Source organism: Burkholderia sp. NFPP32 (genome assembly GCF_900119325.1).
Classification (GTDB): domain Bacteria; phylum Pseudomonadota; class Gammaproteobacteria; order Burkholderiales; family Burkholderiaceae; genus Burkholderia; species Burkholderia pyrrocinia_C.
Genome location: NZ_FPJP01000028.1, coordinates 1 through 25,007 on the forward strand (window position 1 = coordinate 1; position 25,007 = coordinate 25,007).

Below are 25,007 nucleotides of genomic sequence, written 5' to 3' on the forward strand. Positions count from 1 at the left end.
CGACATTCACGGGGCGTTCCTCAAACTCGGTTGCTGCCTGATTTGCTGGAATACCCTCCGGCGCGCCGAACAGCCTTTATGAAACCGTCTCTAAGGCCGAAGCAGAACAACTGCGGCCACAGCAATGGAAAGGAGGGGCGTAATGAGATACATGATCGCTGTAATCAGTCTGGTCGCCCTGCTGCAAGGATGCACAGCACAGACTTCGCGTCGGTCGACCTTTGGGCTTGGAGATTTCATGAGCTCAGCGCTCAAGGAATTGCCGTATGACTCCCTAGCCCAAGTCATCTACCAGATTGATGACCACCGCTTTGTGACGTTGGAACGTTATCGAGACTGTTACCACGGGGAATCGTACTACAACGATACCCGTTCCGGTATCAGAAAGTATTTAGGACGTGGGCATTTTGAAAATTTCCAGGGCCGTATCATTAACGCCGATCCGACTGGAATGAATATCGTTTTGCCCCTGGCTTATCCACCGAGAGCATTTTGCGGTAACGGTGAAAAAGGTTGCGTAGTGCCATTTTGGTACTCGACGGACGGCGGAAAAACCTTTGATACTAAGGTTTACATGGAGCGCAGTTTTGATGCCTTCGAGGATTCGAGGGGCTATGTGGTGGCAGTCACAAGCGACAAGCTGTTTGTGGCAAAGAAATATCAATACAGATTGGATCGCCCGGAATACGATTTAAGCGTGCGGCAATATCCTCTTGTCCGTGCTGTTGATCCTAGCAAGCCTCACCCACCAATCTTTGAATCAGACAGTGGTTGGGCATCCCAAAAAAAGCTGATGCCGGACGGGCTGCGCACGCCCTCAGGCCAGGATCGCGTCACTTGCGATACGTCGATCAAGCCGACTAACCCGGATGCACCATTGGTGCCTCAGTGAAGCGCAGGCTCTGATGAAAAATGCCACTTCCATAATCGCACTGGTCACCCTGATGCAAGGGTGTGCGGCGCCAGAGCCGAAGCATTCGGTTTTCAGTCTTAGCAACTTTAGGAGTTCGGCGCTCAAGGAGTTGCCGTATGACTCGCCACCCCAAGTCATCTATCGAATTGACGACCGCCGCTTTGTAACGCTGGAACGTTACCGGGACTGTTATCACGGGGAATCGTATTACAACGACACCCGTGCCGGGATTCGAAAGTTCTTAGGGCGGGGCCTGTTTGAAAATTTCCAGGGGCGCATCATTAACGCCGACCCGACTGGAAAGAATATTGTTTTGCCGCTGGCCTATCCGGATGGATTGATTTGCGGCAACGGTGAAAAAGGTTGTGTGGTGCCATTTTGGTATTCGACAGATGGTGGAATAATCTTTGCCGCGAAGGTCTACATGGATCACAGTTTCAATGCGTTTGAGGATTCGAAGGACTATTCGGTTTTTGTAACAAAAGATCGACTCTATGTCGCAAATAGGTCTGCGGACGGTGACGCGTACGTTGTCGAATATCCGATGATTCCAGGCATTGACTTAAGCGGCCCCTATCCGCCTGGCGTCAAGGGCGGGAGCTTTGCAGCATCAAAGCGACCAAGTGTTTTTTCAAAGCTTCGCACGCCCTCCGGTCAGGACCGCATTACCTGCGACGCATCGATCAAGCCAACGAACCCGGACGCGCCACTGGTGCCATGAGGCGCGCGAAACTTACAACAAAGACCCATGATGAAATCCCTCGGTTGCCTGAATAAGTTATATAGCATTTTGCTACCTGTAGCCTTGCTGTTGTCAGGAAACGCATTTGCTCAATTCGATAATAAATTATTTGAAACGACGCTAGACCAGAAAGTTTGGAAATATGCGGGCCGAAGTTTCGGCGGTGACGATGTCTACGTTGATGCAAAGCGAGCCAGACGCGGGGCGCATAATTCGAATGTCGTTTTGGCCGCGGTTCTGGTAAATAGAATGAATTGCTCTGATCATGACGCGGCACAGACTCGCGAGGAGGCAAGGGGCCGATGTATGCAATCGTTCGGCTATGCGTCCACCATTGAAGGCAAGAGCTACTGGTGTGGAGATGGTTATAAAAAGAACGAGGTTGCTACGTTTTTTACTCTCCGGTTTGATGAATACGACGGGAAAGGGAATATGGTGAGTGACTCAGGCCAACGCAAAGACATGAAGCCGCTCTCTATTGATTTGATCGAGCCGGATACGCCGTCTGTGCGGGCGAGAGCGTGGCTTTGTCGGAACATGGATAACCTTCAGTCTAGTTCAGCAGTTTCAGGCGAGGGCCAGCCATGACCCAGCTCCGACGTGGCGCGCAGCACTCACTATTACGAGGACCTTCCCCATGAAAACACCCGTATGCCTGGGCGATGCGACGACACATGGCGGTGCCGTCAAGACCGCATCATCGACATTCGACCTCGACGGCCGCAAGGTAGCGCTGCTTCATGACGTCGTCTCGTGCCCGGAGCACGGCGACAACCCGATCGTCGAGTGCGCCGAGGGTTACAGCGAAGGCGGCCGCAAATGGGCGGTGCATATGTGCCGAACGCGGTGCGGCAGCCAGGTGATCGCCAGCAGCACAGGGATGAAAATCGCATGAAGCGCACGTGGACGGTCCCGAACGTCGGGGAATATCAGTACGGCAAGCCACCGTCGATCTGGTGGTGCGTACTTGCGATCGTCGTCATCCAGATCGCGGGCATGCTCATTGCGGTACTCACGTGGGAGCAGGGCAAGCCGGTGATATCCGAACTCTTCTTCGTGCGCGCGTTGCTGTTGCCGTTGCTGGTGTCGGGTGCCGTGTGCGGCGTGATCTATTGCAGCTACGAGGAGTGGATCGAGCGGGTCGACTGGTGGAATTTCCTGTGCCGCAGCGAGCGGGCGACGTGGCGGCGATGGGCGCAAGCTCACGTGGTGATCGTCGATAGCGTTGCGTTGACGCCGGAGCCCGAGTTGGCTGAACGTCTGCTGGGCCTGGAGGGCAGTGCGCCGATGAATCCCGGCAAGATCCTGGCGTTGCCGGCATCGAACGGTTCGGCAGGCGTATCGCGGCTCGAACGGGTGCTGGAGCAACTGCTGACGCCGTTCGCGGCCAGCCTTGCGCGTCATGCGCGGAGCCGTGTCGTCGATGTGATCCTGCAATCGGCCGGCAAGGAGGATCTGACCGAACTCCGGGCCGTCTGGAAGAGGCTGAACCTGCCCGACCTCGTGCAGTTCGGATGGGTGCCGTTCGGTGCGAAGCAGACGAGCATCCAGACGTGGTTCGACGAAGGCCGCAAATCCGATTTCCGGCTGTTGCTGGCCTGTCAAATGCATGCGGAGGGCGCGGAGCCGGCATGGTCGGAGGCCGCCGTGGCGATGTTGCTCACCTCGCCGCGCGTGATCGAGGACTTCAACGGAAAACTCCGGCCTCAGGCGCGTTTATTCCGCCCGATTGCGATGCCATTCGATTCCGTGGTGGACGCGCTGGAAACGCTGTTGGCATCGGAGCAGACGCCGCGCGTGCGCATCAGGCACGCGTGGCTGAGTGATCTGCCGCCCCCGGGTCGGCATGCGACGCTCGGCGCCATCAAGGATGCAGGACTGGAACTGCCGGTGCACGATGTCGACCGCGCGATCGGCAAGCCGGGGCCGGTGAATGAGCTATTGCTTCAAGTGCTCGCGGCGCAGATGGTGGCACATGGCCAGGGCGCACAACTGGTTGCTTCGCCGAACGCTCAACAGATGCGGCTGAATTTGGTCGGAGCGCAGAGCGCACCGGTGCCTCGCGTCGAGGCGGGCTATATGCGTCGGCTTAGCTTGTCGGTAAGCGTGGGCGGGAGTTGTTGCCTGATCCTGATCATGGTCGCGCTTAATGCTCTCAATGCATCCACAGGATGGTTCCGGGCCTGCCTGGCCGGATTCGTATTGCTGTTCCTCATCCAGCTTGGCGGTTCGTTCCTGAGGCGTCGCCTGCTGGAAGACGATTTTTACCGGCAACTGCGGCGCATGGGTGCTTGGATATGAGGCCGCGTGATGTGTGGCACGGCACCAAGCGCGCGACGATCGAATAAAAATTAGAGCAAACGCTCGAATCCGGACGCGCGAAGCAGGCGCGATCCGGCGACATCCGAGACCTTCGGCAAGCCCGCTGTCAGCCGATTGCGCCCGACGCGAAGCGCGTCGCATGCGTCAGCTGCGCGCCTCGACATCCACGAAATTCCTCCTTGACTCTCGCCGTTCAGCAGATATCCTTCAACCCATAACCAACGGGTTATGAATCAGGACATGCAGAACGCTCACGACATGCTTTTCCGTACGCTTGCCGATCCGACGCGCCGCGCGCTGTTCGAGCGGCTGTGCGAGGAGGGCGAGCTGACGGTTGCCGCGCTGACGGCCCATGCGGGCGTCTCGCAGCCGGCCGTGTCGAAGCATCTCGGCGTACTGAAGCAGGCCGGGCTCGTGAATGACCGTCACGAAGGCCGGCAGACGCACTACAGCGCACAGCCGCAAGCGCTGGCCCCGCTGATCGACTGGACGAGCCAGATGGCAGGCTTCTGGCAGAACCGGTTCGACGCCCTCGAAGATCTGCTCAAAAGGATGGATCAGTAATGAACCAAGCCACCACCGAAACGCGCTCCGTCGTCGTCGAACGGGAGCTGCCTCATCCGCCGGAGAAGATCTGGCGCGCGCTCACGCAACCGCACCTGATCGAGGCGTGGCTGATGAAGAGCGACTTCGAGCCCGTCGCGGGCCGCGCCTTCAGCTTTCGCGCGGACTGGGGCTCGGTCGCCTGCACGGTCCTGACGATCGAGCCGCAGCGCGCGCTGTCCTACACGTGGGCCGCTTACGGCCTCGAAAGCGTCGTCACGTGGACGCTCACGCCGACGCCGGCCGGCACGCACCTGCGCATGGAACAGGTCGGCTTCCGCGCGGATCAGGAGCAGGCGTACCGCGGGGCGCAGCACGGCTGGGTGCGGTTCTTCGAGTCGCTGGAACAGGTGCTGGCGCGCCCCGACGAAGGCACGGAGGCCCGCGCATGAGTACAACGAACCTTCAACCGTCGGAGCGCATCGACGCGCTGATCGCCGGCATCGCCGACTGGCGCGGCCCGCTCTTCGCCGACCTCCGCCAGACGATTCTCGCGGCCGACGACGGCATCGTTGAGGAATGGAAATGGATGGGCAGCCCCGTGTGGTCGTGCGACGGGATGATCGCGGTCGCGAATGCGCACAAGGGCAAGGTGAAGCTGACGTTCATGCACGGCGCGCATCTGCCCGATCCTGGCGGGCTGTTCAATGATGGCCTCGAAGGCAATGCGCGGCGCGCGATCGATTTCTTCGAAGGCGACCGGATCGACAAGCGGGCGCTGAAGACCCTCGTGCGCGCGGCGATCGAATACAACCGCACGCATCTGAAGAAGAACGCGCGAGGAGCGGGCGCGAAGGCGCGCGGCGACAAGGCGGCGTGACGCGCCGGACGACCGGCAACATCGCGTAACGCGCGATGAACCAAAAAAAGCCCGACACGAGGTCGGGCATCCAAATCGGCCGCAACCGCCGCGAGCGGCTGCGGCACCTGCAAAAGCAGGGCGCTTACGCTGCGAGCAGTGAGCGCAGCACGAACGGCAGGATACCGCCGTGCTTGTAGTAGTCGACTTCGATCGGCGTATCGATGCGCAGCAGCACCTGCACGCGCTGCGTTTCGCCGTTCTTGCGGTTGATCACGAGCGTAACGTCCTGCTGCGGCTTGAAGTCGTCGCCGAGGCCTTCGATGTCGTACGTCTCGTCGCCGGTGATGCCGAGCGATTGGACGCTGTCCGAGCCCTTGAATTGCAGCGGCAGCACGCCCATGCCGACCAGGTTCGAGCGGTGGATCCGCTCGAAGCTGCGTGCGATCACGGCCTTCACGCCGAGCAGTTGCGTGCCCTTCGCGGCCCAGTCGCGCGACGAGCCCGTGCCGTACTCTTCGCCCGCGAACACGACGGTCGGCGTATCGGCGGCGATGTACTGCATCGCTGCATCATAGATCGACTGCTGTTCGCCGCTCGGCTGGTGGATCGTCAGGCCGCCTTCGACGCGCGTGCCGTCTGCCTTCACCGGGATCATCAGGTTCTTGATCCGGACGTTCGCGAACGTGCCGCGCATCATCACGTCGTGGTTGCCGCGGCGCGAGCCATAGCTGTTGAAGTCGGCCTTCTGCACGCCGTTTTCCTTCAGCCACTTGCCGGCCGGGGAATCTTCCTTGATCGAGCCTGCCGGGCTGATGTGGTCGGTCGTGACCGAGTCGCCGAAGATGCCCAGTGCGCGCGCGCCCTTGACCGACGGGATCGAAGCGGCCGGTTCCATCGAGAAGTCGTTGCCGAAGAACGGCGGCTCCGCGATGTACGTCGACTTCGGCCAGTCGTAGACCTGGCCCGATTCGCCCTCGATCTTGCTCCAGAGGTCGCCCTTCTTGGTCAGCTTCGAGTAGTTGTCCTCGAACTTCTTCGGATCCAGCGCGAACTTGAGCAGCGCGTTGATTTCGTCGCTCGTCGGCCAGATGTCGCCGAGGTAGATGTCGCGGCCGCCCTTGCCCTTGCCGACCGGCTCGGTCATCAGGTCGCGCGTGATGTTGCCGGCGATCGCGTACGCGACGACGAGCGGCGGCGACGCGAGGAAGTTCGCGCGGATGTTCGGGTGGATACGCGCTTCGAAGTTACGGTTGCCCGACAGCACGGCTGCCGCGACGATGTCGTTCTTCGTGATCGCTTCGTTCAGTTCCGGCGTCAGGTCGCCCGCGTTGCCGATACAGGTCGTGCAGCCGTAGGCGGCGACTTCGAAGCCGAGCTTCGACAGGTAGGGCAGCAGGCCCGTCTTCGTCAGGTACTCGGTGACGATGCGCGATCCCGGCGCGAGCGACGTCTTGATGTGCGGCGCGACGGTCAGGCCGGCTTCGACGGCCTTCTTCGCGAGCAGGCCGGCGGCCAGCAGCACGCTCGGGTTCGACGTGTTCGTGCACGACGTGATCGCGGCGATCAGCACGTCGCCGTTCTTCACGTCGACGCCGTTGCTCGTCGTGTACTGCGTGTTCAGGTCATCCGCCTTCTTCGCGAAGCCGTTCTCCGCGACCGGCTTCGAGAACAGGTCGGTGAACGTCGACTTGACGTTGCCGATCTCGATGCGGTCCTGCGGGCGCTTCGGGCCGGCCAGCGACGGTGCGACCGTCGCGAGGTCGAGCGTGACCGTCTTCGTGTAGTCGATGTCGCCGGCCTTCGGGATGCCGAACAGCTTCTGCGCCTTGAAGTAGTTTTCGAACGCGGCGATTTCCGCCTTCGTGCGGCCCGTGCCTTCGAAGTAGTCGATCGTCTTTTCGTCGACCGGGAAGAAGCCCATCGTCGCACCGTATTCCGGCGCCATGTTGCCGATCGTTGCGCGGTCCGGCAGCGACAGCGACTTCGTGCCTTCGCCGAAGAATTCGACGAACTTGCCGACGACCTTCTCCTTGCGCAGCATTTCGGTGATCGTCAGCACGAGGTCGGTGGCCGTCACGCCTTCGCGCAGCTTGCCCTTCAGCTCGACGCCGACGACGTCCGGCGTCAGGAAGTACACCGGCTGGCCGAGCATGCCGGCTTCGGCTTCGATGCCGCCCACGCCCCAGCCGACCACGCCGATGCCGTTGATCATCGTCGTGTGGCTGTCCGTGCCGACGAGGGTATCCGGGTAGTACACGGTGTCGCCGCCGTCCGCCTTCTTGTGGACGCCGCGCGCGAGGTATTCGAGGTTCACCTGGTGGACGATGCCGACGCCCGGCGGCACGACCTTGAACGTGTCGAAGGCCTGCATGCCCCACTTCATGAACTGGTAGCGCTCGTTGTTGCGCTGGAATTCCAGTTTCATGTTCAGGTCGAGCGCGTCCTTCTGGCGGAAGTAGTCGATCTGGACCGAGTGGTCGACGACGAGATCGACCGGGACCAGCGGCTCGATCTTCTTCGGGTTCTTGCCGGTGCGCTCGGCGACGCCGCGCATGGCCGCGATGTCGGCGAGCAGCGGCACGCCCGTGAAGTCCTGCAGCACGACGCGCGACACCACGAACGGAATCTCGTCGACGCGCTTCGCGGTCGGCTTCCAGTTCGCGAGCTGCTCGATGTGCTCTTCGGTGATTTTCTTGCCGTCGTAGTTGCGCAGCACGGACTCGAGCACGATACGGATCGACACCGGCAGGCGCTCGATCTTCGTCTTCAGCTCCTTGCCGAGTTGCGGCAGCGAGTAGAACTTGCCTTTGCCGGAACCGCTGTCGAATTCCTTGAGGGTCTTGTGGAGATTGTGGGCCATGGTGATTTTCCTGGGTTTAAGGCTAGGAAACAACGTGTCCTGTAGATGACGGCTATATCACATACAAGTCGACGTACTCATCGACCGGCATCGCTTCGAGCTTTGCCTGGTCCAGCGACACGTCGAGAATCGCTTGTTGCTGCTTTGCCGGGAAGCGGCGGGCGAGGTTGGTCCTGAACTTCTCGACCAGCAGCGGGATGCCGTCCGCGCGGCGTCGCTTGTGGCCGAGCGGGTATTCGACCGCCACCTCGGCAAGCTTCGATCCGTCCTTGAATTCGATCGTCAGCGCATTCGCGATCGATCGCTTGTCCGGATCGTGGTAATCCTTCGTGAACTGCGGATCCTCGACGCACACGGTTTTCGCGCGCAGCGCGTCGATGCGCGGGTCCGCCGCGGCCGCATCCTCGTAGTCGGCCGCGGTCAGCCGGCCGAACAGCAACGGCACGGCGACCATGTACTGGATGCAGTGGTCGCGGTCGGCCGGATTGGCGAGCGGGCCCTGCTTGTCGATGATGCGGATCGCGGCCGCATGCGTGCGGATCGTGATCCGGCCGATGTCGTCGATCGTACGGCCCGCCGCGGCGAGCTGCGCGTGCAGCTGCAGTGCGGCCTCGGCGGCCGTCTGCGCATGGAATTCGGCGGGGAACGCGATCTTGAACAGCACGTTCTCCATCACGTACGTGCCGTACGGGCGCTGGAAGCGGAACGGCTGCCCGTCGAACAGCACGTCGTAGAAGCCCCAGGTTTTTGCGGTGAGCACCGACGGGTAGCCCATTTCGCCGGTTTTCGCGATCAGCGCGAGGCGCACCGCGCGGGACGTGGCATCGCCGGCCGCCCACGACTTGCGCGAGCCCGTGTTCGGTGCGTGGCGGTAGGTGCGCAGCGCGTGGCCGTCGACGAACGCGTTGGATACCGCGTTGATCAGCTCGTCGCGTGTGAGCCCGAGCAGCCGGCCGACGACGGCCGTCGACGCGACCTTCACGAGCAGCACGTGGTCGAGCCCGACCGCATTGAATGAATTCTCGAGTGCGAGGCAGCCCTGGATCTCGTGGGCCTGGATCATCGCGACCAGCACGTCGCGCATGAGCAGAGGCTTCCGGCCGGCCGCGACGGCCGTGCGGGAGAGCCAGTCGGCCGTCGCCAGGATTCCACCGAGATTGTCGGACGGATGGCCCCATTCGGCGGCGAGCCAGGTGTCGTTGAAGTCCAGCCAGCGGATCATCGCGCCGATGTCGAACGCGGCCTGGACGGGATCGAGCTGGAAGGACGTGCCGGGCACCTTCGCGCCGTTCGGCACGATCGTGCCGGGCACGACGGGGCCGAGCAGCTTGGTGCAGGCAGGGTAGGACAGCGCCTCGAGTCCGCATCCGAGCGTGTCGATCAGGCAATGACACGCCGTCTCCAGCGCGAGCGCGCTGTCGATGCCGGTGTCCAGCACGTAGTCGACGATATCGACGAGTACCGTATCCGGAGCAGGGCGGACGTTGGAGACCGGGGCGGACATCGAGGGGCCGGGGAGGAACGCGCTTAGTTCGTTGCCGGCTTCAGCTCGTTCGACTGCGTCGGTGCCGGCGTGCCTTGCGCCATTTCCGGCGTCACGCACTCGTCCGCGAGGCGCTCGCCGCCGTTCGCGTCGGAGAACAGCATCGCCTTGGACGGGATCACGACCAGCTTGAAGCCTGCTGCCGGATCGTAGAACGTGTCGGCGCCCGTCGTCGTGGCTTGACGCGGCAGCTTGTAGTTCTTCTTCGCCCAGTGAACCGTGACGACCTGGTCGCGCTTCATGTCGCCGGCGAGGTCGAACGACAGGCCATCCTTACAGGCCCACTTGACCGCGCCGTCCGGTACCGGATCGACCTTGGCAGCGGCGCGCGCCTGCGCCTTCTTGCTGCGCGGGATGATGCGCTTGGCCGGCGCCGGGCGCTTGGCCGCGGCCTTCTTCGCGGTCGTGGTGGCCGTACCCTGGGCAAACGCGCTCGGAGCCGAGACCAGCATCGTGGCGGACAAGGCGCCGATGGCGGTAGCGATCAGGAGTTTCTTCATGGAGTCAGAACCTTTCGATAATCAGTTGACAAGGGCCGGCAATCGAAGCTGCCGGCCGGTTTGAAACTGCACGCGCCCCGAAAGCGCGCAGCGGCCGCTATTTTCACCTATTTGGCCGCGCATATTTCAGGTTTTCGGGCTCCGTTACGTTTTTTGTCGTTTCGCAAACCTCTGTCCGGTTCGCTCCTCGGCGAATGCATGAAATTCGTGTATCGGCGCGGCGGCGCGCGCTCACTGCGCGTCGCCCGCGGCGGCCGGGCCGAACAGCGGCGCGGCCTCGGCCGGTACGGGCTGGCCGGTGGCCCGCGCGCGGCGCAGCACCGACCAGTAATAGCGATAGCTCGCGCGATCGTGCAGCGTATCACCGTGGCGCGTCGGGCCCCAGTCGGCGGCCTGCGCGGCGAGCAGGATCTCGGCGGCCAGCACGACCTCGTCGGTGCGCGGCGCGAATGCGTCGACGATCGGGCGGATCTGCGCGGGGTGGATGCTCCACATCCGCGTGAACGCGAATTCGTCGCGCGCGCGGCGCGCATCGGCGGCGACGACGCCCATGTCGCGCACCTCGGTCGTCACGTTGTGCGACGGCGTCTTGCCGTGCGCGTGGCAGGCCGCGGCGATTTCCAGCTTCGCGCGGCGCACGAGCGGGTGTTCGAACTGGCCGGGCGAGCGCATCGCGGCATCGGGAATCGCGCCGTGGTGCGCGGAGACGAAATCCATCAGCCCGAAGCTCAGCGTGCCGACCATCGGCAGCGCGGCGAGGGCGGCCGCCTGTGCGAGCGCGCCGTGCGTCTCGACCAGCACGTCGACCGGGATCGGCTGCGCGATGCCGAGCTCGCGGCACGCGCCTTCGATGAACGCGGCCATTTCGGCCGCGTCGGCGGCGTTCGCGATCTTCGGCAGCGTGATGTAGGCGGGCGCACGGGCGGCGCGCAGCACGATGCGGACATCGTCGCGCCAGTGCGGGTGGGAAAAGTCGTGGATCCGTACGCCGACGCGCCCGAAGCGGTTCTCGGCGCTGCCGAGCAGCTCGGCGACGAGTTCCGCGTGTGCGGCTTCCTGGCCGACGGCCGCGCCGTCCTCGCAGTCGAGCGTGATGTCGAATACGGGGCCCGTTTCGGCCTGCAGCGCGAGCGACTTGCGCATCAGCTTCTCGCTGCCCGCGTAGTGATCGCAGCATGGCAGGATCGCGGGCGGGGACGCCCCGTCGTACAGCACTTGTGCAGGAGTGAGCGCGGCCATCTCTTCTACGTCAGGGAAGCGGGTCAACGTGGAGAAAATCGGATTCGGGCGCGTTCTGGGCCGATGCGCGGGGCGCACGAGGCGGCAAAACGTGCCCGGATCGGATCGGGCGGCAGGGCCGGCGGCTTGCCGGCCCTGCGATGACGGGCTGCCCGGAGGCTGCCCGTCACGGTACTGAAATTAGTTCTTCAGCAGGTGGGCGACGCCATCGCGCTCTTCGAGCAGCTCGGCCAGCGTGCCGTCCATCTTCTCGCGCGAGAACGCGTCGATTTCCAGGCCTTCGACGCGCTTGTACTCGCCGTTTTCGCAAACGACCGGCACGCCGTAGATGATGTCTTCGGGGATGCCGTACGAGCCGTCCGACGGGATGCCCATCGTGACCCACTTGCCGTTCGTGCCGAGCACCCAGTCACGGACGTGGTCGATCGCCGCGTTGGCTGCCGATGCGGCCGACGACAGGCCGCGCGCTTCGATGATCGCCGCGCCGCGCTTGCCGACGGTCGGGATGAACGTGTCGCGGTTCCACACGTCGTCGTTGATCAGCTTCAGCATCGATTCGCCTTCGGCGGTCGCGAAGCGGAAGTCCGGGTACATCGTCGGCGAGTGGTTGCCCCACACGGCGAGCTTCTCGATCGATGCGACCGGCTTGCCCGACTTGGCGGCGAGCTGCGACAGCGCGCGGTTGTGGTCGAGGCGCAGCATGGCCGTGAAGTTCTTCTTCGGCAGGTCCGGTGCCGACTTCATCGCGATGTACGCGTTCGTGTTCGCCGGGTTGCCGACGACCAGCACCTTCACGTCGCGGCTCGCGACTTCGTTCAGCGCGGCGCCCTGAACCGTGAAGATCTCGGCGTTCGCCGACAGCAGGTCCTTGCGCTCCATGCCCTTCGAGCGCGGACGCGCACCGACCAGCAGCGCGACGTCGGCGTCCTTGAATGCAACCTTCGGATCGTCGGTGATCACGACGCCCGCGAGCAGCGGGAACGCGCAATCGTCGAGTTCCATCACGACGCCTTTGACGGCGGCTTGGGCTTGCGGGAGGTCGAGCAGTTGCAGGATGACCGGCTGGTCCTTGCCGAGCAGGTCGCCGTTCGCGATGCGGAACAGCAGGGAGTAAGCGATTTGACCTGCGGCGCCGGTGACGGCAACGCGCTTTGCGGGCTTAGCCATTGAAAATCTCCAGGACGGGTGAAGCGTTGGACGCTAGCGAAAACGCCATTCTATGCGCGTTGTGCGTAACGTTGCATTGAAGCAGGGCGGAGGACTCGCGATGGCAGACGCGGTGAACCTGGAGACGGCCGTGGCACGTAGCCTGGGACGCGCTTTTGCACCCGCGAACCCTTGCTCGACCGGGAGTGTAGGAGCCGTCACGCGCAAAGTCAAACGGTATCATATGTCTTATATAAGACAGATGTTTTGCCGAAATTGAGTGGACGAAAAAGTGCGGTTTGTGATGAAATGCGCGCCATGACATCGAACCAGGCGAATACCGCGAATCAGACCGGCGCAGGCGGCCCAGGGCAGCCGGGCGCGGGCGATTCCGCGCCTTCGCCCGCGGTATCCGCGTCACCGACGTTCAGCCCTTTATACCAGCAGATCAAGTCATTGATCACGCAAAGTCTCGAAACCGGCGAATGGAAGCCGGGCGAGATCATTCCGAGCGAAGTGGAGCTCGCGGCCCGTTACAAGGTCAGCCAGGGCACCGTTCGCAAGGCGATCGACGAACTGGCCGCCGAAAACCTCGTGGTCCGGCGGCAGGGCAAGGGTACTTTTGTTGCAACGCACAACGAGGATCGCGCGCAATTCCGCTTCCTGCGTCTGCTTGCCGACGACGGTGCCGAGCACCCGCACGTGAGCCGCCTGCTCGAATGCCGGCGCCTGCGTGCGCCGGCCGAGATCGCGCGGCAGCTCGACCTGAAGCCGGCCGATCCCGTCGTGCAGGTGCGCCGCCTGCTGGAGTTCGACAGCGAGGTGACGGTGCTCGACGAGATCTGGCTGCCGGGCGCGATGTTTCGCGGGCTCACGTTCGAGCGGCTGAGCGAGTACAAGGGGCCGCTCTACGCGATGTTCGAGACGGAGTTCGGCACGCGGATGATCCGCGCGACGGAGAAGATCCGCGCGGTCGCGGCGGATCCGGCGGTGGCCGACCTGCTGCATGTGCCCGCGGGTTTTCCGTTGCTGTCGGTCGAGCGCGTGTCCTATACGTACGGGGATCGGCCGGTGGAAGTGCGGCGCGGCTGGTATGTCACAACCGGGTACTACTATCAGAATGACTTGAGCTGACGACGGTTCGGCTCAAGCCGAGTGCATTCGCGATTCCCACGCTCGCGAAGCACGTTTCGGGCCGCCTTTGTTCTCGTTCGCGCAACTATCCAGAGCAGACTTTCGCTGCAGCGCGATATAAAAAGGCGCTAAAATCGCGGATTAGTGTGACAACATAGTAGGGGTCTAGCATGACTGACGCAGTAAGAAAACCGAGGCCGGAATACCGGAACATCGGATTCGGCGATATCACGATGAAATATCGCATGCCGCTGGCAGCGACTTTGTCGATCCTCCATCGAATCAGCGGTGCGCTGCTGTTCTTGTTCCTGCCGTTCCTGCTGTTCCTCTTCGACCAGAGCCTGACGTCCGAGCTCAGCTTCGAAGTCTTCAAGGCCTTCCTCTCCAACATCGTCGTCAAGCTGATCGTCCTCGCGTTGTCCTGGGCCTTCTTCCACCATTTCTGCGCCGGCATTCGCCACCTGCTGATGGACGTCAACCACGACGCCGTCACGAAGGAAAGCGGCAAGCGGACGGCAGTCGTCGTCTTTGTCGTCTCGATCGCGCTGACGATCGCCATGGCACTCAAACTGTTCGGAGCATTCTAAGAAAATGGCAGCCAATAACCGAATCGGCTCGAAGCGCCTCGTCGTCGGCGCGCACTACGGCCTGCGCGACTGGCTCGCGCAGCGTATCACCGCCACGATCATGGCGGTCTACACGGTCATCCTGCTCGTCCTGTTCTTCGGCGCGCACGATTTCTCGTACGAAGGCTGGGCGTCGATCTTCTCCGCGCAATGGATGAAGCTCGCGACCTTCGTGATGCTGCTTTCCCTCTTCTACCACGCATGGGTCGGCGTGCGCGACATCTGGATGGATTACGTGAAGCCCGTCGGTGTGCGCCTGCTGCTGCAATCGCTGACCATCGTCTGGCTGCTCGCATGTGCGGGCTACGCCGCGCAGATTCTCTGGAGAGTGTAAAGAATGGCTGCAATCAAAACTTCCCTCCCGCGTCGCAAGTTCGACGTAGTGATCGTCGGCGCGGGCGGCTCCGGCTTGCGCGCGGCGCTGCAACTGTCGCGCGCGGGCCTGTCGGTCGGCGTGCTGTCGAAGGTGTTCCCGACGCGTTCGCACACGGTGGCCGCGCAGGGCGGCATCGGCGCATCGCTCGGCAACATGAGCGAAGACAACTGGCACTTCCACTTCTACGACACGATCAAGGGCTCCGACTGGCTCGGCGACCAGGACGCGATCGAATTCATGTGCCGTGAAGCGCCGAACGTCGTGTACGAACTCGAGCACTTCGGCATGCCGTTCGACCGCAACGCGGACGGCACGATCTATCAGCGCCCGTTCGGCGGCCACACCGCGAACTACGGCGAGAAGCCGGTCCAGCGCGCATGCGCGGCCGCCGACCGTACCGGTCACGCGCTGCTGCACACGCTGTACCAGCAGAACGTCGAGGCGAAGACGCAGTTCTTCGTCGAATGGATGGCGCTCGACCTGATCCGCGACGCGGACGGCGACGTGCTCGGCGTGACGGCCCTCGAGATGGAGACTGGCGACGTCTACATCATGGAAGGCAAGACGACGCTGTTCGCGACGGGCGGCGCAGGCCGGATCTTCGCGGCATCGACCAACGCGTTCATCAACACCGGCGACGGCCTCGGCATGGCCGCGCGTTCGGGCATCGCGCTGCAGGACATGGAGTTCTGGCAGTTCCACCCGACCGGCGTGGCCGGCGCGGGCGTGCTGATCACCGAAGGCGTGCGCGGCGAAGGCGGCATCCTGCGCAACGCGAACGGCGAGCGCTTCATGGAGCGCTATGCGCCGACGCTGAAGGATCTGGCGCCGCGTGACTTCGTGTCGCGCTCGATGGACCAGGAAATCAAGGAAGGCCGCGGCGTGGGTCCGAACAAGGATCACGTGCTGCTCGACCTGTCGCACATCGGCGCCGAGACGATCATGAAGCGTCTGCCGTCGATCCGCGAAATCGCGCTGAAGTTCGCGAACGTCGATGCGATCAAGGAACCGATCCCGGTCGTCCCGACGATCCACTACCAGATGGGCGGCATCCCGACCAACATCCACGGTCAGGTCGTCGGCACGTCGCGCGATCACAAGGAACCGGTCAATGGCTTCTACGCAGTGGGCGAGTGCTCGTGCGTGTCCGTGCACGGCGCGAACCGCCTCGGCACGAACTCGCTGCTGGACCTCGTGGTGTTCGGCCGTGCGGCCGGCAACCACATCGTCGAGCACGTGAAGAACCAGAAGGAACACAAGCCGCTGCCGGCCGATGCAGGCGAATTCTCGCTGGCGCGCCTGAACAAGCTCGACAAGTCGACGTCGGGCGAATACACGCAGGACGTCGCGAACGACATCCGCGCGACGATGCAGAAGCATGCAGGCGTGTTCCGCACGTCGGCGCTGCTGAAGGAAGGCGTCGACCAGATGGCCGGCCTGGCGGCGCGCGTGGAAAGCATCCACCTGAAGGACAAGTCGAAGGTATTCAACACCGCGCGCGTCGAAGCGCTCGAGCTGGAGAACCTGATCGAAGTCGCCCGCGCGACGATGGTGTCGGCGGAAGCGCGCAAGGAAAGCCGTGGCGCGCACGCCCACAGCGACTACGAACACCGCGACGACGAGAACTGGCTGCGCCACACGCTGTGGTACAGCGAAGGCGATCGCCTCGACTACAAGCCGGTTCAAATGAAGCCGCTGACGGTCGAATCCGTGCCGCCGAAGCCGCGCACGTTCTAAGCCGAGTCAAAGGAATCCGAAATGGCAAAACGCATTTTTGAAGTCTACCGCTACGATCCGGACAAGGACGCAGCGCCGCGCATGCAGACGTACGAGCTCGAGATCCAGCACGAGCGCATGCTGCTCGACGCACTGGTCAAGCTGAAGGCAGTGGACGAGACGCTGTCGTTCCGCCGTTCGTGCCGTGAAGGCGTGTGCGGTTCGGACGCGATGAACATCAACGGCAAGAACGGTCTCGCGTGCCTGACGAACCTGAACGACCTGCCGCAGAAGATCGTGCTGCGTCCGCTGCCGGGCCTGCCCGTCGTGCGCGACCTGATCGTCGACATGACGCACTTCTTCAACCAGTATCACTCGATCAAGCCGTACCTGATCAACGACGCGCCGCCGCCGGAGAAGGAACGCCTCCAGTCGCCGGAAGAGCGCGACGAGCTCGACGGCGTGTACGAGTGCATTCTGTGCGCGAGCTGCTCGACGTCGTGCCCGAGCTTCTGGTGGAACCCGGACAAGTTCGTCGGCCCGGCCGGCCTGCTGCAGGCTTACCGCTTCATCGCGGACAGCCGCGACACGGCCACCGGCGAGCGTCTCGACAACCTGGAAGACCCGTACCGTCTGTTCCGTTGCCACACGATCATGAACTGCGTCGACGTTTGCCCGAAGGGCCTGAACCCGACGAAGGCGATCGGCAAGATCAAGGAACTGATGGTTCGCCGCGCGGTTTAAGGCCGGAGCAATGAGCGACGATTCGCATCAATCCGACCCGCACCGCCGCGCGCGCCTTCGCTGGCGCGCGCGGCGGGGTCTGCTGGAAAACGACATCATCTTCGAGCGTTTCTTCGGCAGATACGAGCATGACCTCACCGATGCAGACGTAGGCGCGTTGTCGCGCCTGCTCGATCTGAGCGACAACGACCTGATGGACTTGCTCCTCGCGCGCAAGGAACCAGAGGGCGACCTAGACAGCCCGGATATTCACCGGCTGTTGGAGATGCTGCGCAACGTGTAACGCGTTACGCCCGTTATCGAATCCCGTTTCTTTATTTCGATTGAGGATGTGCCATGACTCCGTCTGATGTTAAAGCCACGCTATCGTTCAGCGACAACTCGCCGAGCGTCGAACTGCCGATCTACAAGGGCACGATGGGCCCGGACGTAATCGACATCCGCAAGCTGTACGGCCAGACCGGCAAGTTCACGTACGACCCGGGCTTCATGTCGACGGCAGCTTGTAATTCGGCGATCACGTACATCGACGGCGACAAGGGCGAACTGCTGTACCGCGGCTACCCGATCGACAACCTCGCGCAAAACGCGGACTTCCTCGAAAGCTGCTACCTGCTGCTGAAGGGCGAACTGCCGAACGCAGCGCAGAAGAAGGAATTCGTCGACACCGTCACGAAGCACACGATGGTGCACGAGCAGATGCACTTCTTCTTCCGTGGCTTCCGCCGCGACGCGCACCCGATGGCGATCCTGGTCGCCGCGGTCGGCGCGCTGTCCGCGTTCTACCACGACTCGCTCGACATCAACGACCCGCGTCATCGTGAAGTATCGGCGATCCGCATGATCGCGAAGCTGCCGACGCTCGTCGCGATGGCGTACAAGTACAGCATCGGCCAGCCGTTCGTGTATCCGAAGAACTCGCTGTCGTACAGCGCGAACTTCATGCACATGATGTTCTCGAACCCGTGCGAAGAGTACAAGGTCAACGACGTGCTCGTCCGCGCACTCGACCGCATCCTGATCCTGCACGCCGACCACGAGCAGAACGCATCGACGTCGACGGTCCGCCTGGCCGGTTCGTCGGGCGCGAACCCGTTCGCGTGTATCGCGGCCGGTATCGCCTGTCTGTGGGGCCCGGCGCACGGCGGCGCGAACGAAGCCGCGCTGAACATGCTCGAGCAGATCGGTTCGCCGGACAACATCCCCGAATTCATCAAGCAGGTGAAGGACAAGAATTCGGGCGTGAAGCTGATGGGCTTCGGCCACCGCGTGTACAAGAACTACGACCCGCGCGCGAAGCTGATGCGCGAGACGTGCTACGAAGTGCTGAACGAACTGGGCCTGCACGACGACCCGCTGTTCAAGCTCGCGATGCAGCTCGAGAAGATCGCGCTGGAAGACGAATACTTCGTGTCGCGCAAGCTGTACCCGAACGTCGACTTCTACTCGGGCATCGTCCAGCGCGCGCTGGGCATCCCGACGTCGATGTTCACGTGTATCTTCGCGATGGCACGTACGGTTGGCTGGATCGCGCAGTGGAACGAAATGATTGCGGATCCGGAGCAGAAGATCGGCCGTCCGCGCCAGCTGTTCATCGGCGATACGCCGCGCGAAGCGAAGCCGATCAACGCACGTTAAGTCGTGTGCGGCGCGACGGCCGGCAGGCCGCTCGCGTCGGGCAATCGCAACGCCACGACACCCCGACGGGTCAGCCCGTCGGGGTGTTTTCATTTGCGCGCCGGATCGGCGCGGCGCTCCAGCGACGGCGGCCGCGTATCGAGCGCCGGCGCGTCTTCGTCGGGCGCGTGGCCGTGCTGCAGGAAGAACTGCCGGTACGCTCCAGGCGTCATCCCGCGCGCGGCGAGGAACTGGCGGTTGAAGTTCGCGGCATTCGGAATGCCGCAGCGCGCGGCGACCGTCGCGATCGGCCAGTCGGTGCCGACGAGATGGCGGCATGCGTGCGCGAGCCGCAGCCGCTGCACGTAGCGACCGACGCTTTCGCCGAGATGCCGGACAAACAGGCGCTGCAGCGTGCGCTCGGACATGTGCGCGGCAGCCGCGAGTGCGTCGATACGCAGCGGTTCGTGGAAGTGCCGGTCGATCGCGTCGAGCACGCGATCGAGGCGCTCGGCTTCGGGCGCGGCCGCATCGGCGCGCGGTGTCGTGCCGTCGGGCCCGCCGTACGCATGCGCGGTGGCGAGCGGCTCGCCGCCGGCTTCCGCGAGATCGGCGAGCGTGTCGAGCGCGGCCGCGAGTCTTACGCGCGGAGCAGGATCGAGCAGCTGCGGCAGCCGGGCGCGCATCGCGCGGGCCGTGTCGGTGTCGAAGCGCAGGCCCGGCGCCGCGCGCCGCAACAGCGAGCGCAGTGGTGCGTATTCGGGGCAGCAGTCGGCAAGCCGCCGCACCCAGTCGCCGTCGAACCAGACGACGAGCGCGACTTCGGGCGCATCGCGATCGATGCGCGCGTTCGACGACCAGGTGTGCGGCAGGTTGGGCGGCACGAGCACCAGATCGTCGTCCGTGTAGCGCGCGACGTTATCGCCGATGAAGCGCTGGCCGCGGCTGTTGAGCGTCAGCGTCAGCTCGTATTCGGGATGGCGGTGCCATTCGAACGGAATGCGCGCGAGCTGGCGGTGGTATACGCGGATCGAACAGCCGGGAGCGAACGTCACGTGCTCGTACTGCGGTTTCATCGCGGCCTCCGGGTGGCGCGGGCTGCGCGCCGTGGCATGATCGTGAGCGATCGTCACCACGGAGCGATGCCATGTTTTCACATGTTTGCGTGGGCGTCGGCGATACGACGCGCGCCTACGATTTCTATGCGCCGCTGTTCGCGGAACTCGGGTTGCGCCTGAAGTTCCGCGAGCCGGACGGCTGGTCGGGCTGGATGCCGGCCGACGCCGACCGGCCGCTGTTTTTCTTCGGCCATCCGCTCGACGGCCGCGCACCCGAGCCGGGCAATGGCCACACGATCGCGTTCGACGCGCCGACGCGCGCGCATGTCGATCGCTGCCACGCGCTCGCGCTGCGGCGCGGCGGCACCTGCGAAGGGCCGCCGGGCCTGCGGCCGCATTACCACCGCGACTACTACGGCGCATATTTCCGCGACCCGGACGGCAACAAGCTCTGCGTGGTCTGCCATCGTCCCGAGTAATGCACGGTTGTCAGGATTGTATCGATAGTTGACCGGATAGCGGTGATGGCGGTCGTACGCCGGCCGTACGCTGGCAGGACATCACGACACGCTTCAGCGAGGAGACACGATGCAACTGACGATTGACGATCTGCCCGCCGCGATCCGCGCGGCGAAACAGGCGCTGCGCGCCGACCTGCCCGGTTACGCGGCCACGTTCCGCGAGCTGGAAGGCGACATCGCGCGGCAGGTCGACGCGATCCGCCGCGCGCATGCGCATGGCCGCGACGTGATTCCGGTGGTGCCGTTCGCGGATATCGCGGGCGGTACCGTCGATCCGCACGCGATTGCCGCGATCCGCACGCATGGCGCGGTCGTGATTCGCGGCGTGTTCGACGCACGGCAGGCGCGCGACTGGAACGACGAGATCGGCGCGTATCTGGATGCGAACCGCTTCGCCGACCGGCTGAATGCGCGTGCGGAGGACCGCTATTTCGGCAATCTCGCGTCGGGCAAGCCGCAGATCTACGGCGTCTACTGGTCGAAGCCGCAGGTGGCCGCGCGCCAGTCGCCGGCGCTCACGCAGGCGCGCGTGTTCCTGAACCGTTTGTGGCGGCATGCGGACGGCGCGCGCACGCATTTCGATCCCGATCAGGTGCCCGCCTATGCGGACCGGATTCGCCGCCGGCCGCCGGGTTCGACGTCGCTCGGGCTGTCGCCGCATGTCGACGGCGGTTCCGTCGAACGCTGGCTCGGCGCGAACTTCCGCCAGGTCTATCGCCACGTGCTGGCCGGCCGCTGGCGCGATTACGACCCGTTCGACGCCGCATTCCGTCCCGATGTCGAGGAGATTCCGTCGCCGGCCGTGTGTTCGATGTTCCGCACGTTCCAGGGCTGGACCGCGCTGACGCCGCAGGGGCCCGGCGACGGCACGCTGCAACTGATCCCGGTCGCGAATGCGATGGCCTATGTCGTGCTGCGCGCGCTGCAGGACGATGTCGCCGACGACGACCTGTGCGGCGCGCGTCCCGGCCGCGCGCTGTCGATCCGGCCCGAATGGCACGCGCTGCTGCTCGACGGGCTGGTGCCGATCCCGCACATGGAGCCGGGCGACGCGGTGTTCTGGCACGGCGACGTCGTGCATGCGGTCGAGGATGCGCACCGCGGCAGCGGCGACAGCAACGTGATGTACATCGCGGCCGCGCCCGGCTGCGCGAAGAACGACGCGTACCTGCGGCGCCAGTTGCCCGCGTTCGTGCGCGGCGAGAGCCCGCCCGATTTCCCGGCCGATCATTTCGAGGTCGAATTCGACGGGCGCGGCGGGGAGGGTGATCTCACGACGCTCGGTCGCTCGCAGATGGGGTTCGGGCCCGGCGTGTAACGGGCGCGCCCGCCGTATGCGAAAGCGGCCGTTCGCGACACGGCGAACGGCCGTCTGCCGAATCCGCTGCGTGCCGCGCGCAATTCGACGTAATCGGCTGTCGATGCAGCCGAAATCGACGCGAATTGCGCAATTTGGCTTCCGATAATGGTCCGGACACAACGCCGCTACCCCGTGCGCCGCACGGGTGTGGCGATGACCAAGGAGGAGTCGATGCAATTCACGCAAGCGATCGTTCGCCGTCCCGCACCGTCCTGTGGCGCGGGCCTGACCACCGCCGAACTCGGCGCGCCCGACTACGACAAGACGCTCACGCAGTTCCACGCGTATTGCGACGCGCTGCGCACGCTTGGCGTCGAGCTGATCGAGCTGCCGCCGCTGGACGCATTCCCCGATTCGCATTTCGTCGAAGACGTCGCCGTCGTGACGCCGGAGTTCGCGGTGATCACGCGTCCCGGCGCGCCCGCGCGGCGCGGCGAGACGGCGCATATCGAAGCGGCGCTCGCCGCGCATCGCGACCTGCTGCCGATGCAGGACGGCCGTCTCGACGGCGGCGACGTGATGCTGGTCGGCAAGCGCTTCTATATCGGCCTGACGGGCCGCACCGACGCCGAAGGCATTGCCGCGTTCGAATCGCTCGTGTCGCGCTACGGTTATTCGGTCGTCGCGGTGCCGGTCGGCGCCGGCCTGCACCTGAAGTCGGTCGTCAACGCGCTCGGCGACGACACGCTGCTCGTGACCGAAGCGCTGGCCGCGCACCCGGCGTTCGCCGACTACCTCCGGATCGCGATCTCGGCCGCGGACGAATACGCGGGCAACACGCTGCGCGTGAACGGCACGCTGATCACGCCGGCCGGCTATCCGCGCGTGCACGACGCGATCGCGTCGCTCGGGCTGCCGCTGCACGTGATCGACACGAGCGAGTTCCGCAAGATGGACGGCGGCCTGACCTGCCTGTCGCTGCGGTTCTAGCCGATTGGCGCGCGGCCGCTTCGGCCGGATAATGTGGCCCCCGCGCGGACAAGGAGATGTATCGCGCACCAGCCACGACCCGACCGGAGCGAACGCGGATGACCGACAAGAAGATGCAGCTCGACAAGATCGATCTCCGGATCCTCGACATCCTGCGCACCGACGGGCGGATTTCCTACCGGAAGCTGTCGGAGCTCGTGAACCTCACGCCGCGGCCCTGCCAGGCGCGCGTGGAGCGGCTCGAGGCGCTCGGCGTGATCGAAGGCTACCGCGCGGTGATCAACGCGCCGCGCGCGACCAAGCCGATCGTCGTGATCGCGCAGATCGTGCTGGCCGATCACGGGCGTTCGCAGGCGCCGTTCGAGGATGAAATGCGGGCCAATCCGGCCGTGCTCGATTGCTGGCTCGTCAGCGGCACATTCGATTTTCTCGTGCGGCTCGCATGCGAGGATCTCGACGAGTACCGGCGGATCGCGAACGCGTGGCTGGAAAGCCCGCGGTACCGGATCGAGAAGATCGTGACGACGGCCGAACTGCAGGCGATCAAGCGCAGCGTCGTGTGACGCGCCGGGAAGGTCCGGTTTCGATGCGAAAGACCAGGCCAATCGATTTGTATTCCGAATCAAATTGGTCGACCCGAATCCAATCAGGGTGAACACTATGGATGCTTTGCAAGCGGCAGCGCAGACGGCCGCGCCGTCGGGGACGACGCTGAAGCGCCGTCTGCAGGGCCGCCACATCGCGATGATCGCGATCGGCGGCTCGATCGGCACGGGGCTGTTCGTCACGTCGGGCGCGTCGGTCGCGCAGGCGGGGCCGGGCGGTGCGATCGCCGCGTATCTCGCGATCGGGATCATGGTCTACTTCGTCGTCACGGGGCTCGGCGAGATGGCGGCGCTGATGCCCGTGTCGGGCTCGTTCGCGATCTACGGCGAGAAGTACGTCGACGAAGGCTTCGGCGTCGCGCTCGGCTGGACCTACTGGTATAGCTGGGCCGTGACGATCGCGATCGAGCTGGTCGCCGCGCAGATCGTGATGCGCTACTGGTTTCCGGCCGTACCGGGCGTGTGGTGGGGCGCGGCCTTCCTCGTGCTGATCTTCCTGCTGAATACGCTGTCGGTGCGCGGCTTCGGCGAATCGGAATACTGGTTCTCGCTGATCAAGGTCGTCACCGTGATCGCGTTCATCGTGTCGGGGCTGCTGATTGCGGCCGGCGTGCTCGGCAGCGGGCATACCGGCAGCGGGCATACCGGCACCGGGTATCCGGTCGGCTGGCGCAACTTCACGACGGGCGACGCGCCGTTCGTCGGCGGCGTGCACGCGATGATGAGCGTCGCGCTGATCGCGGGCTTCTCGTTTCTCGGCACCGAACTGGTCGGGATCACGGCCGGCGAATCGGAAAACCCGCGCAAGACGATCCCGCGCGCGGTGAAGCAGATCTTCTGGCGGATCATGCTGTTCTACGTGCTCGCGATCTTCGTGATCGGCCTGCTCGTGCCGTACACGGATCCGAACCTGCTGAAGAGCGACGTGACCGACATCGGCGTGAGCCCGTTCACGCTGGTGTTCAGCCATGCGGGCTTCCCGCTCGCTGCCGGCGCGATGAATCTCGTGATCCTGACGGCCGTGCTGTCGGCCGGCAATTCCGGCACCTACGCGGCGACGCGGATGCTGTACAACCTCGCATCGGAAGGGCGGGCGCCGGCGATGTTCGCGACGCTGTCGCCGGGCGGCGTGCCGCGCAACGCGCTGTACGCGACGATGGCCGTCGGCGGGCTGTGTTTCCTCACGTCGCTGACCAACAACCAGCGCATCTATCTGTGGCTGCTGAATACGGTGGGCATCACGGGTTTCATCGCGTGGCTCGGTATCGCGGTCTGCCATTACCGGTTCCGCAAGGGCTTCCTGAAGCAGGGCTACCGGCTCGATCAGTTGCCGTATCGCGCGAAATGGTTTCCGTTCGGGCCGCTGTTCGCGATCGCGATCTGCATCGTGATCTCGCTCGGGCAGGATTACCAGGCGTTCTTCGCGGCCCGCATCGACTGGATGGAAGTGCTGTCGATCTATGTGTGGATTCCGCTGTTCGTCGCGATCTGGTTCGCGTATCGCCGTGCACGCAAGAGCCGGCTCGTGCGCTACGAGGAGATGGACATCGGGCCGTGGCTGACGCGCTCGGTCGAGGCCGTCGACGCGGCGGCGGACCCGCGCGAGCGAGCGCGCGGCGCGTAGTGCGCTGCGTGCGGCCGGCCGTCACG

26 protein-coding genes are annotated in these 25,007 nt (G+C 64.2%); 20 read left to right on the forward strand and 6 right to left on the reverse strand.

The genetic code is table 11. From position 1 onward, the window contains the following. Positions 1 to 142: 142 nt before the first annotated feature. The 8 genes from BT264_RS32250 to BT264_RS32280 all read left to right on the forward strand — a co-directional run bounded on the left by BT264_RS32250 (position 143) and on the right by BT264_RS32280 (position 5,400). Complete coding sequence (locus tag BT264_RS32250; protein ID WP_256260750.1) at positions 143 to 892, forward strand: T6SS immunity protein Tli3 family protein; 750 nt, start codon at positions 143 to 145, stop codon at positions 890 to 892. Between the two features lie 13 nt (positions 893 to 905). Next, positions 906 to 1,634, forward strand: a complete 729-nt coding sequence (locus BT264_RS32255; protein WP_072444170.1) for a T6SS immunity protein Tli3 family protein — start codon at positions 906 to 908, stop codon at positions 1,632 to 1,634. Between the two features lie 27 nt (positions 1,635 to 1,661). Further along, positions 1,662 to 2,243 (forward strand): hypothetical protein, encoded by a 582-nt coding sequence (locus BT264_RS38710; RefSeq protein ID WP_143155792.1) that lies wholly within the window; start codon positions 1,662 to 1,664, stop codon positions 2,241 to 2,243. Positions 2,244 to 2,292: 49 nt separating this feature from the next. Further along, complete coding sequence (locus tag BT264_RS32260) at positions 2,293 to 2,550, forward strand: PAAR domain-containing protein (RefSeq protein WP_072444162.1); 258 nt, start codon at positions 2,293 to 2,295, stop codon at positions 2,548 to 2,550. Next, positions 2,547 to 3,956, forward strand: a complete 1,410-nt coding sequence (locus tag BT264_RS32265; protein ID WP_072444160.1) for a hypothetical protein — start codon at positions 2,547 to 2,549, stop codon at positions 3,954 to 3,956. The genes BT264_RS32260 and BT264_RS32265 overlap by 4 nt, the downstream gene beginning before the upstream one ends. A 261-nt stretch (positions 3,957 to 4,217) precedes the next feature. Next, a complete protein-coding gene (locus BT264_RS32270; RefSeq protein ID WP_034180131.1) occupies positions 4,218 to 4,541 on the forward strand; it encodes an ArsR/SmtB family transcription factor in 324 nt (107 codons plus the stop codon). Continuing rightward, complete coding sequence (locus tag BT264_RS32275; protein ID WP_072444158.1) at positions 4,541 to 4,972, forward strand: SRPBCC family protein; 432 nt, start codon at positions 4,541 to 4,543, stop codon at positions 4,970 to 4,972. Before BT264_RS32270 ends, BT264_RS32275 begins: the two co-directional genes overlap by 1 nt. Then, the gene (locus BT264_RS32280) at positions 4,969 to 5,400 is read left to right on the forward strand and encodes a DUF1801 domain-containing protein (RefSeq protein ID WP_072444156.1); all 432 of its coding nucleotides are present in this window, start codon (positions 4,969 to 4,971) and stop codon (positions 5,398 to 5,400) included. Before BT264_RS32275 ends, BT264_RS32280 begins: the two co-directional genes overlap by 4 nt. Before the next feature lie 124 nt (positions 5,401 to 5,524). Here BT264_RS32280 and acnA read toward each other — a convergent pair whose 3' ends face one another. The 5 genes from acnA to BT264_RS32305 all read right to left on the reverse strand — a co-directional run bounded on the left by acnA (position 5,525) and on the right by BT264_RS32305 (position 12,691). Further along, entirely contained in the window at positions 5,525 to 8,242 is a 2,718-nt protein-coding gene (acnA, locus tag BT264_RS32285) for an aconitate hydratase AcnA (RefSeq protein ID WP_072444154.1), read from the reverse strand. Positions 8,243 to 8,294: 52 nt separating this feature from the next. Next, positions 8,295 to 9,746, reverse strand: coding sequence for a bifunctional 2-methylcitrate dehydratase/aconitate hydratase (locus BT264_RS32290; protein WP_072444152.1), 1,452 nt, complete (start codon positions 9,744 to 9,746; stop codon positions 8,295 to 8,297). A 23-nt stretch (positions 9,747 to 9,769) separates the two neighbouring features. Beyond that, complete coding sequence (locus BT264_RS32295; RefSeq protein ID WP_034180019.1) at positions 9,770 to 10,285, reverse strand: hypothetical protein; 516 nt, start codon at positions 10,283 to 10,285, stop codon at positions 9,770 to 9,772. 231 nt (positions 10,286 to 10,516) lie between these two features. Further along, the gene (locus BT264_RS32300; RefSeq protein WP_072444150.1) at positions 10,517 to 11,524 is read right to left on the reverse strand and encodes an HpcH/HpaI aldolase/citrate lyase family protein; all 1,008 of its coding nucleotides are present in this window, start codon (positions 11,522 to 11,524) and stop codon (positions 10,517 to 10,519) included. A 180-nt stretch (positions 11,525 to 11,704) separates the two neighbouring features. Continuing rightward, positions 11,705 to 12,691: a malate dehydrogenase gene (locus BT264_RS32305; RefSeq protein ID WP_034180017.1), complete on the reverse strand. Its 987-nt coding sequence runs from the start codon at positions 12,689 to 12,691 to the stop codon at positions 11,705 to 11,707. Between the two features lie 288 nt (positions 12,692 to 12,979). On the opposite strand from BT264_RS32305, the gene BT264_RS32310 reads away from it, so the two are divergent. The 7 genes from BT264_RS32310 (at position 12,980) to gltA (ending at position 18,904) form a co-directional block, all read left to right on the forward strand. After that, complete coding sequence (locus tag BT264_RS32310) at positions 12,980 to 13,804, forward strand: GntR family transcriptional regulator (RefSeq protein WP_072444148.1); 825 nt, start codon at positions 12,980 to 12,982, stop codon at positions 13,802 to 13,804. A gap of 170 nt (positions 13,805 to 13,974) precedes the next feature. Further along, positions 13,975 to 14,391: a succinate dehydrogenase, cytochrome b556 subunit gene (sdhC, locus tag BT264_RS32315; RefSeq protein ID WP_072444146.1), complete on the forward strand. Its 417-nt coding sequence runs from the start codon at positions 13,975 to 13,977 to the stop codon at positions 14,389 to 14,391. A 4-nt stretch (positions 14,392 to 14,395) separates the two neighbouring features. Beyond that, a complete protein-coding gene (gene sdhD / locus BT264_RS32320; RefSeq protein WP_034180015.1) occupies positions 14,396 to 14,764 on the forward strand; it encodes a succinate dehydrogenase, hydrophobic membrane anchor protein in 369 nt (122 codons plus the stop codon). 3 nt (positions 14,765 to 14,767) lie between these two features. Further along, positions 14,768 to 16,543 carry a succinate dehydrogenase flavoprotein subunit gene (gene sdhA / locus BT264_RS32325; protein ID WP_034180014.1) on the forward strand — a complete coding sequence of 592 codons (1,776 nt, stop codon included), beginning with the start codon at positions 14,768 to 14,770 and terminating at the stop codon, positions 16,541 to 16,543. Between the two features lie 21 nt (positions 16,544 to 16,564). Then, entirely contained in the window at positions 16,565 to 17,266 is a 702-nt protein-coding gene (locus BT264_RS32330; protein ID WP_011658352.1) for a succinate dehydrogenase iron-sulfur subunit, read from the forward strand. Between the two features lie 10 nt (positions 17,267 to 17,276). Beyond that, on the forward strand, positions 17,277 to 17,549 hold the full coding sequence (locus tag BT264_RS32335) for an FAD assembly factor SdhE (RefSeq protein ID WP_031400668.1): 273 nt from the start codon (positions 17,277 to 17,279) through the stop codon (positions 17,547 to 17,549). Positions 17,550 to 17,602: 53 nt separating this feature from the next. Continuing rightward, positions 17,603 to 18,904 (forward strand): citrate synthase, encoded by a 1,302-nt coding sequence (gene gltA, locus BT264_RS32340; protein WP_014899964.1) that lies wholly within the window; start codon positions 17,603 to 17,605, stop codon positions 18,902 to 18,904. A gap of 89 nt (positions 18,905 to 18,993) precedes the next feature. On the opposite strand, the gene BT264_RS32345 is transcribed toward gltA, so the two are convergent. Beyond that, on the reverse strand, positions 18,994 to 19,959 hold the full coding sequence (locus tag BT264_RS32345) for a helix-turn-helix domain-containing protein (protein ID WP_072444168.1): 966 nt from the start codon (positions 19,957 to 19,959) through the stop codon (positions 18,994 to 18,996). A gap of 71 nt (positions 19,960 to 20,030) precedes the next feature. Between BT264_RS32345 and BT264_RS32350 the strand changes: the two genes are divergently transcribed. From BT264_RS32350 to BT264_RS32370, 5 genes are all read left to right on the forward strand, one after another. Next, on the forward strand, positions 20,031 to 20,420 hold the full coding sequence (locus BT264_RS32350; RefSeq protein WP_072444143.1) for a VOC family protein: 390 nt from the start codon (positions 20,031 to 20,033) through the stop codon (positions 20,418 to 20,420). 109 nt (positions 20,421 to 20,529) lie between these two features. Continuing rightward, complete coding sequence (locus BT264_RS32355; RefSeq protein ID WP_072444141.1) at positions 20,530 to 21,780, forward strand: DUF1479 domain-containing protein; 1,251 nt, start codon at positions 20,530 to 20,532, stop codon at positions 21,778 to 21,780. Positions 21,781 to 21,993: 213 nt separating this feature from the next. Continuing rightward, complete coding sequence (locus tag BT264_RS32360) at positions 21,994 to 22,752, forward strand: dimethylarginine dimethylaminohydrolase family protein (RefSeq protein ID WP_072444166.1); 759 nt, start codon at positions 21,994 to 21,996, stop codon at positions 22,750 to 22,752. A 98-nt stretch (positions 22,753 to 22,850) separates the two neighbouring features. Beyond that, positions 22,851 to 23,315, forward strand: coding sequence for an Lrp/AsnC family transcriptional regulator (locus BT264_RS32365; protein ID WP_034180011.1), 465 nt, complete (start codon positions 22,851 to 22,853; stop codon positions 23,313 to 23,315). A gap of 97 nt (positions 23,316 to 23,412) precedes the next feature. Continuing rightward, positions 23,413 to 24,981 carry an amino acid permease gene (locus tag BT264_RS32370; protein ID WP_072444139.1) on the forward strand — a complete coding sequence of 523 codons (1,569 nt, stop codon included), beginning with the start codon at positions 23,413 to 23,415 and terminating at the stop codon, positions 24,979 to 24,981. The last annotated feature ends 26 nt before the right edge of the window (positions 24,982 to 25,007 follow it).

What these genes read in the sequence shown, in the direction of transcription:
- BT264_RS32250 (WP_256260750.1), top strand. Translation starts at nt 143, where the DNA reads ATGAGATACATGATCGCTGTAATCAGTCTGGTCGCCCTGCTGCAAGGA.
- BT264_RS32255 (WP_072444170.1), top strand. Translation starts at nt 906, where the DNA reads ATGAAAAATGCCACTTCCATAATCGCACTGGTCACCCTGATGCAAGGG.
- BT264_RS38710 (WP_143155792.1), top strand. Translation starts at nt 1,662, where the DNA reads ATGATGAAATCCCTCGGTTGCCTGAATAAGTTATATAGCATTTTGCTA.
- BT264_RS32260 (WP_072444162.1), top strand. Translation starts at nt 2,293, where the DNA reads ATGAAAACACCCGTATGCCTGGGCGATGCGACGACACATGGCGGTGCC.
- BT264_RS32265 (WP_072444160.1), top strand. Translation starts at nt 2,547, where the DNA reads ATGAAGCGCACGTGGACGGTCCCGAACGTCGGGGAATATCAGTACGGC.
- BT264_RS32270 (WP_034180131.1), top strand. Translation starts at nt 4,218, where the DNA reads ATGCAGAACGCTCACGACATGCTTTTCCGTACGCTTGCCGATCCGACG.
- BT264_RS32275 (WP_072444158.1), top strand. Translation starts at nt 4,541, where the DNA reads ATGAACCAAGCCACCACCGAAACGCGCTCCGTCGTCGTCGAACGGGAG.
- BT264_RS32280 (WP_072444156.1), top strand. Translation starts at nt 4,969, where the DNA reads ATGAGTACAACGAACCTTCAACCGTCGGAGCGCATCGACGCGCTGATC.
- acnA (WP_072444154.1), bottom strand. Translation starts at nt 8,242, where the DNA reads ATGGCCCACAATCTCCACAAGACCCTCAAGGAATTCGACAGCGGTTCC.
- BT264_RS32290 (WP_072444152.1), bottom strand. Translation starts at nt 9,746, where the DNA reads ATGTCCGCCCCGGTCTCCAACGTCCGCCCTGCTCCGGATACGGTACTC.
- BT264_RS32295 (WP_034180019.1), bottom strand. Translation starts at nt 10,285, where the DNA reads ATGAAGAAACTCCTGATCGCTACCGCCATCGGCGCCTTGTCCGCCACG.
- BT264_RS32300 (WP_072444150.1), bottom strand. Translation starts at nt 11,524, where the DNA reads ATGGCCGCGCTCACTCCTGCACAAGTGCTGTACGACGGGGCGTCCCCG.
- BT264_RS32305 (WP_034180017.1), bottom strand. Translation starts at nt 12,691, where the DNA reads ATGGCTAAGCCCGCAAAGCGCGTTGCCGTCACCGGCGCCGCAGGTCAA.
- BT264_RS32310 (WP_072444148.1), top strand. Translation starts at nt 12,980, where the DNA reads ATGCGCGCCATGACATCGAACCAGGCGAATACCGCGAATCAGACCGGC.
- sdhC (WP_072444146.1), top strand. Translation starts at nt 13,975, where the DNA reads ATGACTGACGCAGTAAGAAAACCGAGGCCGGAATACCGGAACATCGGA.
- sdhD (WP_034180015.1), top strand. Translation starts at nt 14,396, where the DNA reads ATGGCAGCCAATAACCGAATCGGCTCGAAGCGCCTCGTCGTCGGCGCG.
- sdhA (WP_034180014.1), top strand. Translation starts at nt 14,768, where the DNA reads ATGGCTGCAATCAAAACTTCCCTCCCGCGTCGCAAGTTCGACGTAGTG.
- BT264_RS32330 (WP_011658352.1), top strand. Translation starts at nt 16,565, where the DNA reads ATGGCAAAACGCATTTTTGAAGTCTACCGCTACGATCCGGACAAGGAC.
- BT264_RS32335 (WP_031400668.1), top strand. Translation starts at nt 17,277, where the DNA reads ATGAGCGACGATTCGCATCAATCCGACCCGCACCGCCGCGCGCGCCTT.
- gltA (WP_014899964.1), top strand. Translation starts at nt 17,603, where the DNA reads ATGACTCCGTCTGATGTTAAAGCCACGCTATCGTTCAGCGACAACTCG.
- BT264_RS32345 (WP_072444168.1), bottom strand. Translation starts at nt 19,959, where the DNA reads ATGAAACCGCAGTACGAGCACGTGACGTTCGCTCCCGGCTGTTCGATC.
- BT264_RS32350 (WP_072444143.1), top strand. Translation starts at nt 20,031, where the DNA reads ATGTTTTCACATGTTTGCGTGGGCGTCGGCGATACGACGCGCGCCTAC.
- BT264_RS32355 (WP_072444141.1), top strand. Translation starts at nt 20,530, where the DNA reads ATGCAACTGACGATTGACGATCTGCCCGCCGCGATCCGCGCGGCGAAA.
- BT264_RS32360 (WP_072444166.1), top strand. Translation starts at nt 21,994, where the DNA reads ATGCAATTCACGCAAGCGATCGTTCGCCGTCCCGCACCGTCCTGTGGC.
- BT264_RS32365 (WP_034180011.1), top strand. Translation starts at nt 22,851, where the DNA reads ATGACCGACAAGAAGATGCAGCTCGACAAGATCGATCTCCGGATCCTC.
- BT264_RS32370 (WP_072444139.1), top strand. Translation starts at nt 23,413, where the DNA reads ATGGATGCTTTGCAAGCGGCAGCGCAGACGGCCGCGCCGTCGGGGACG.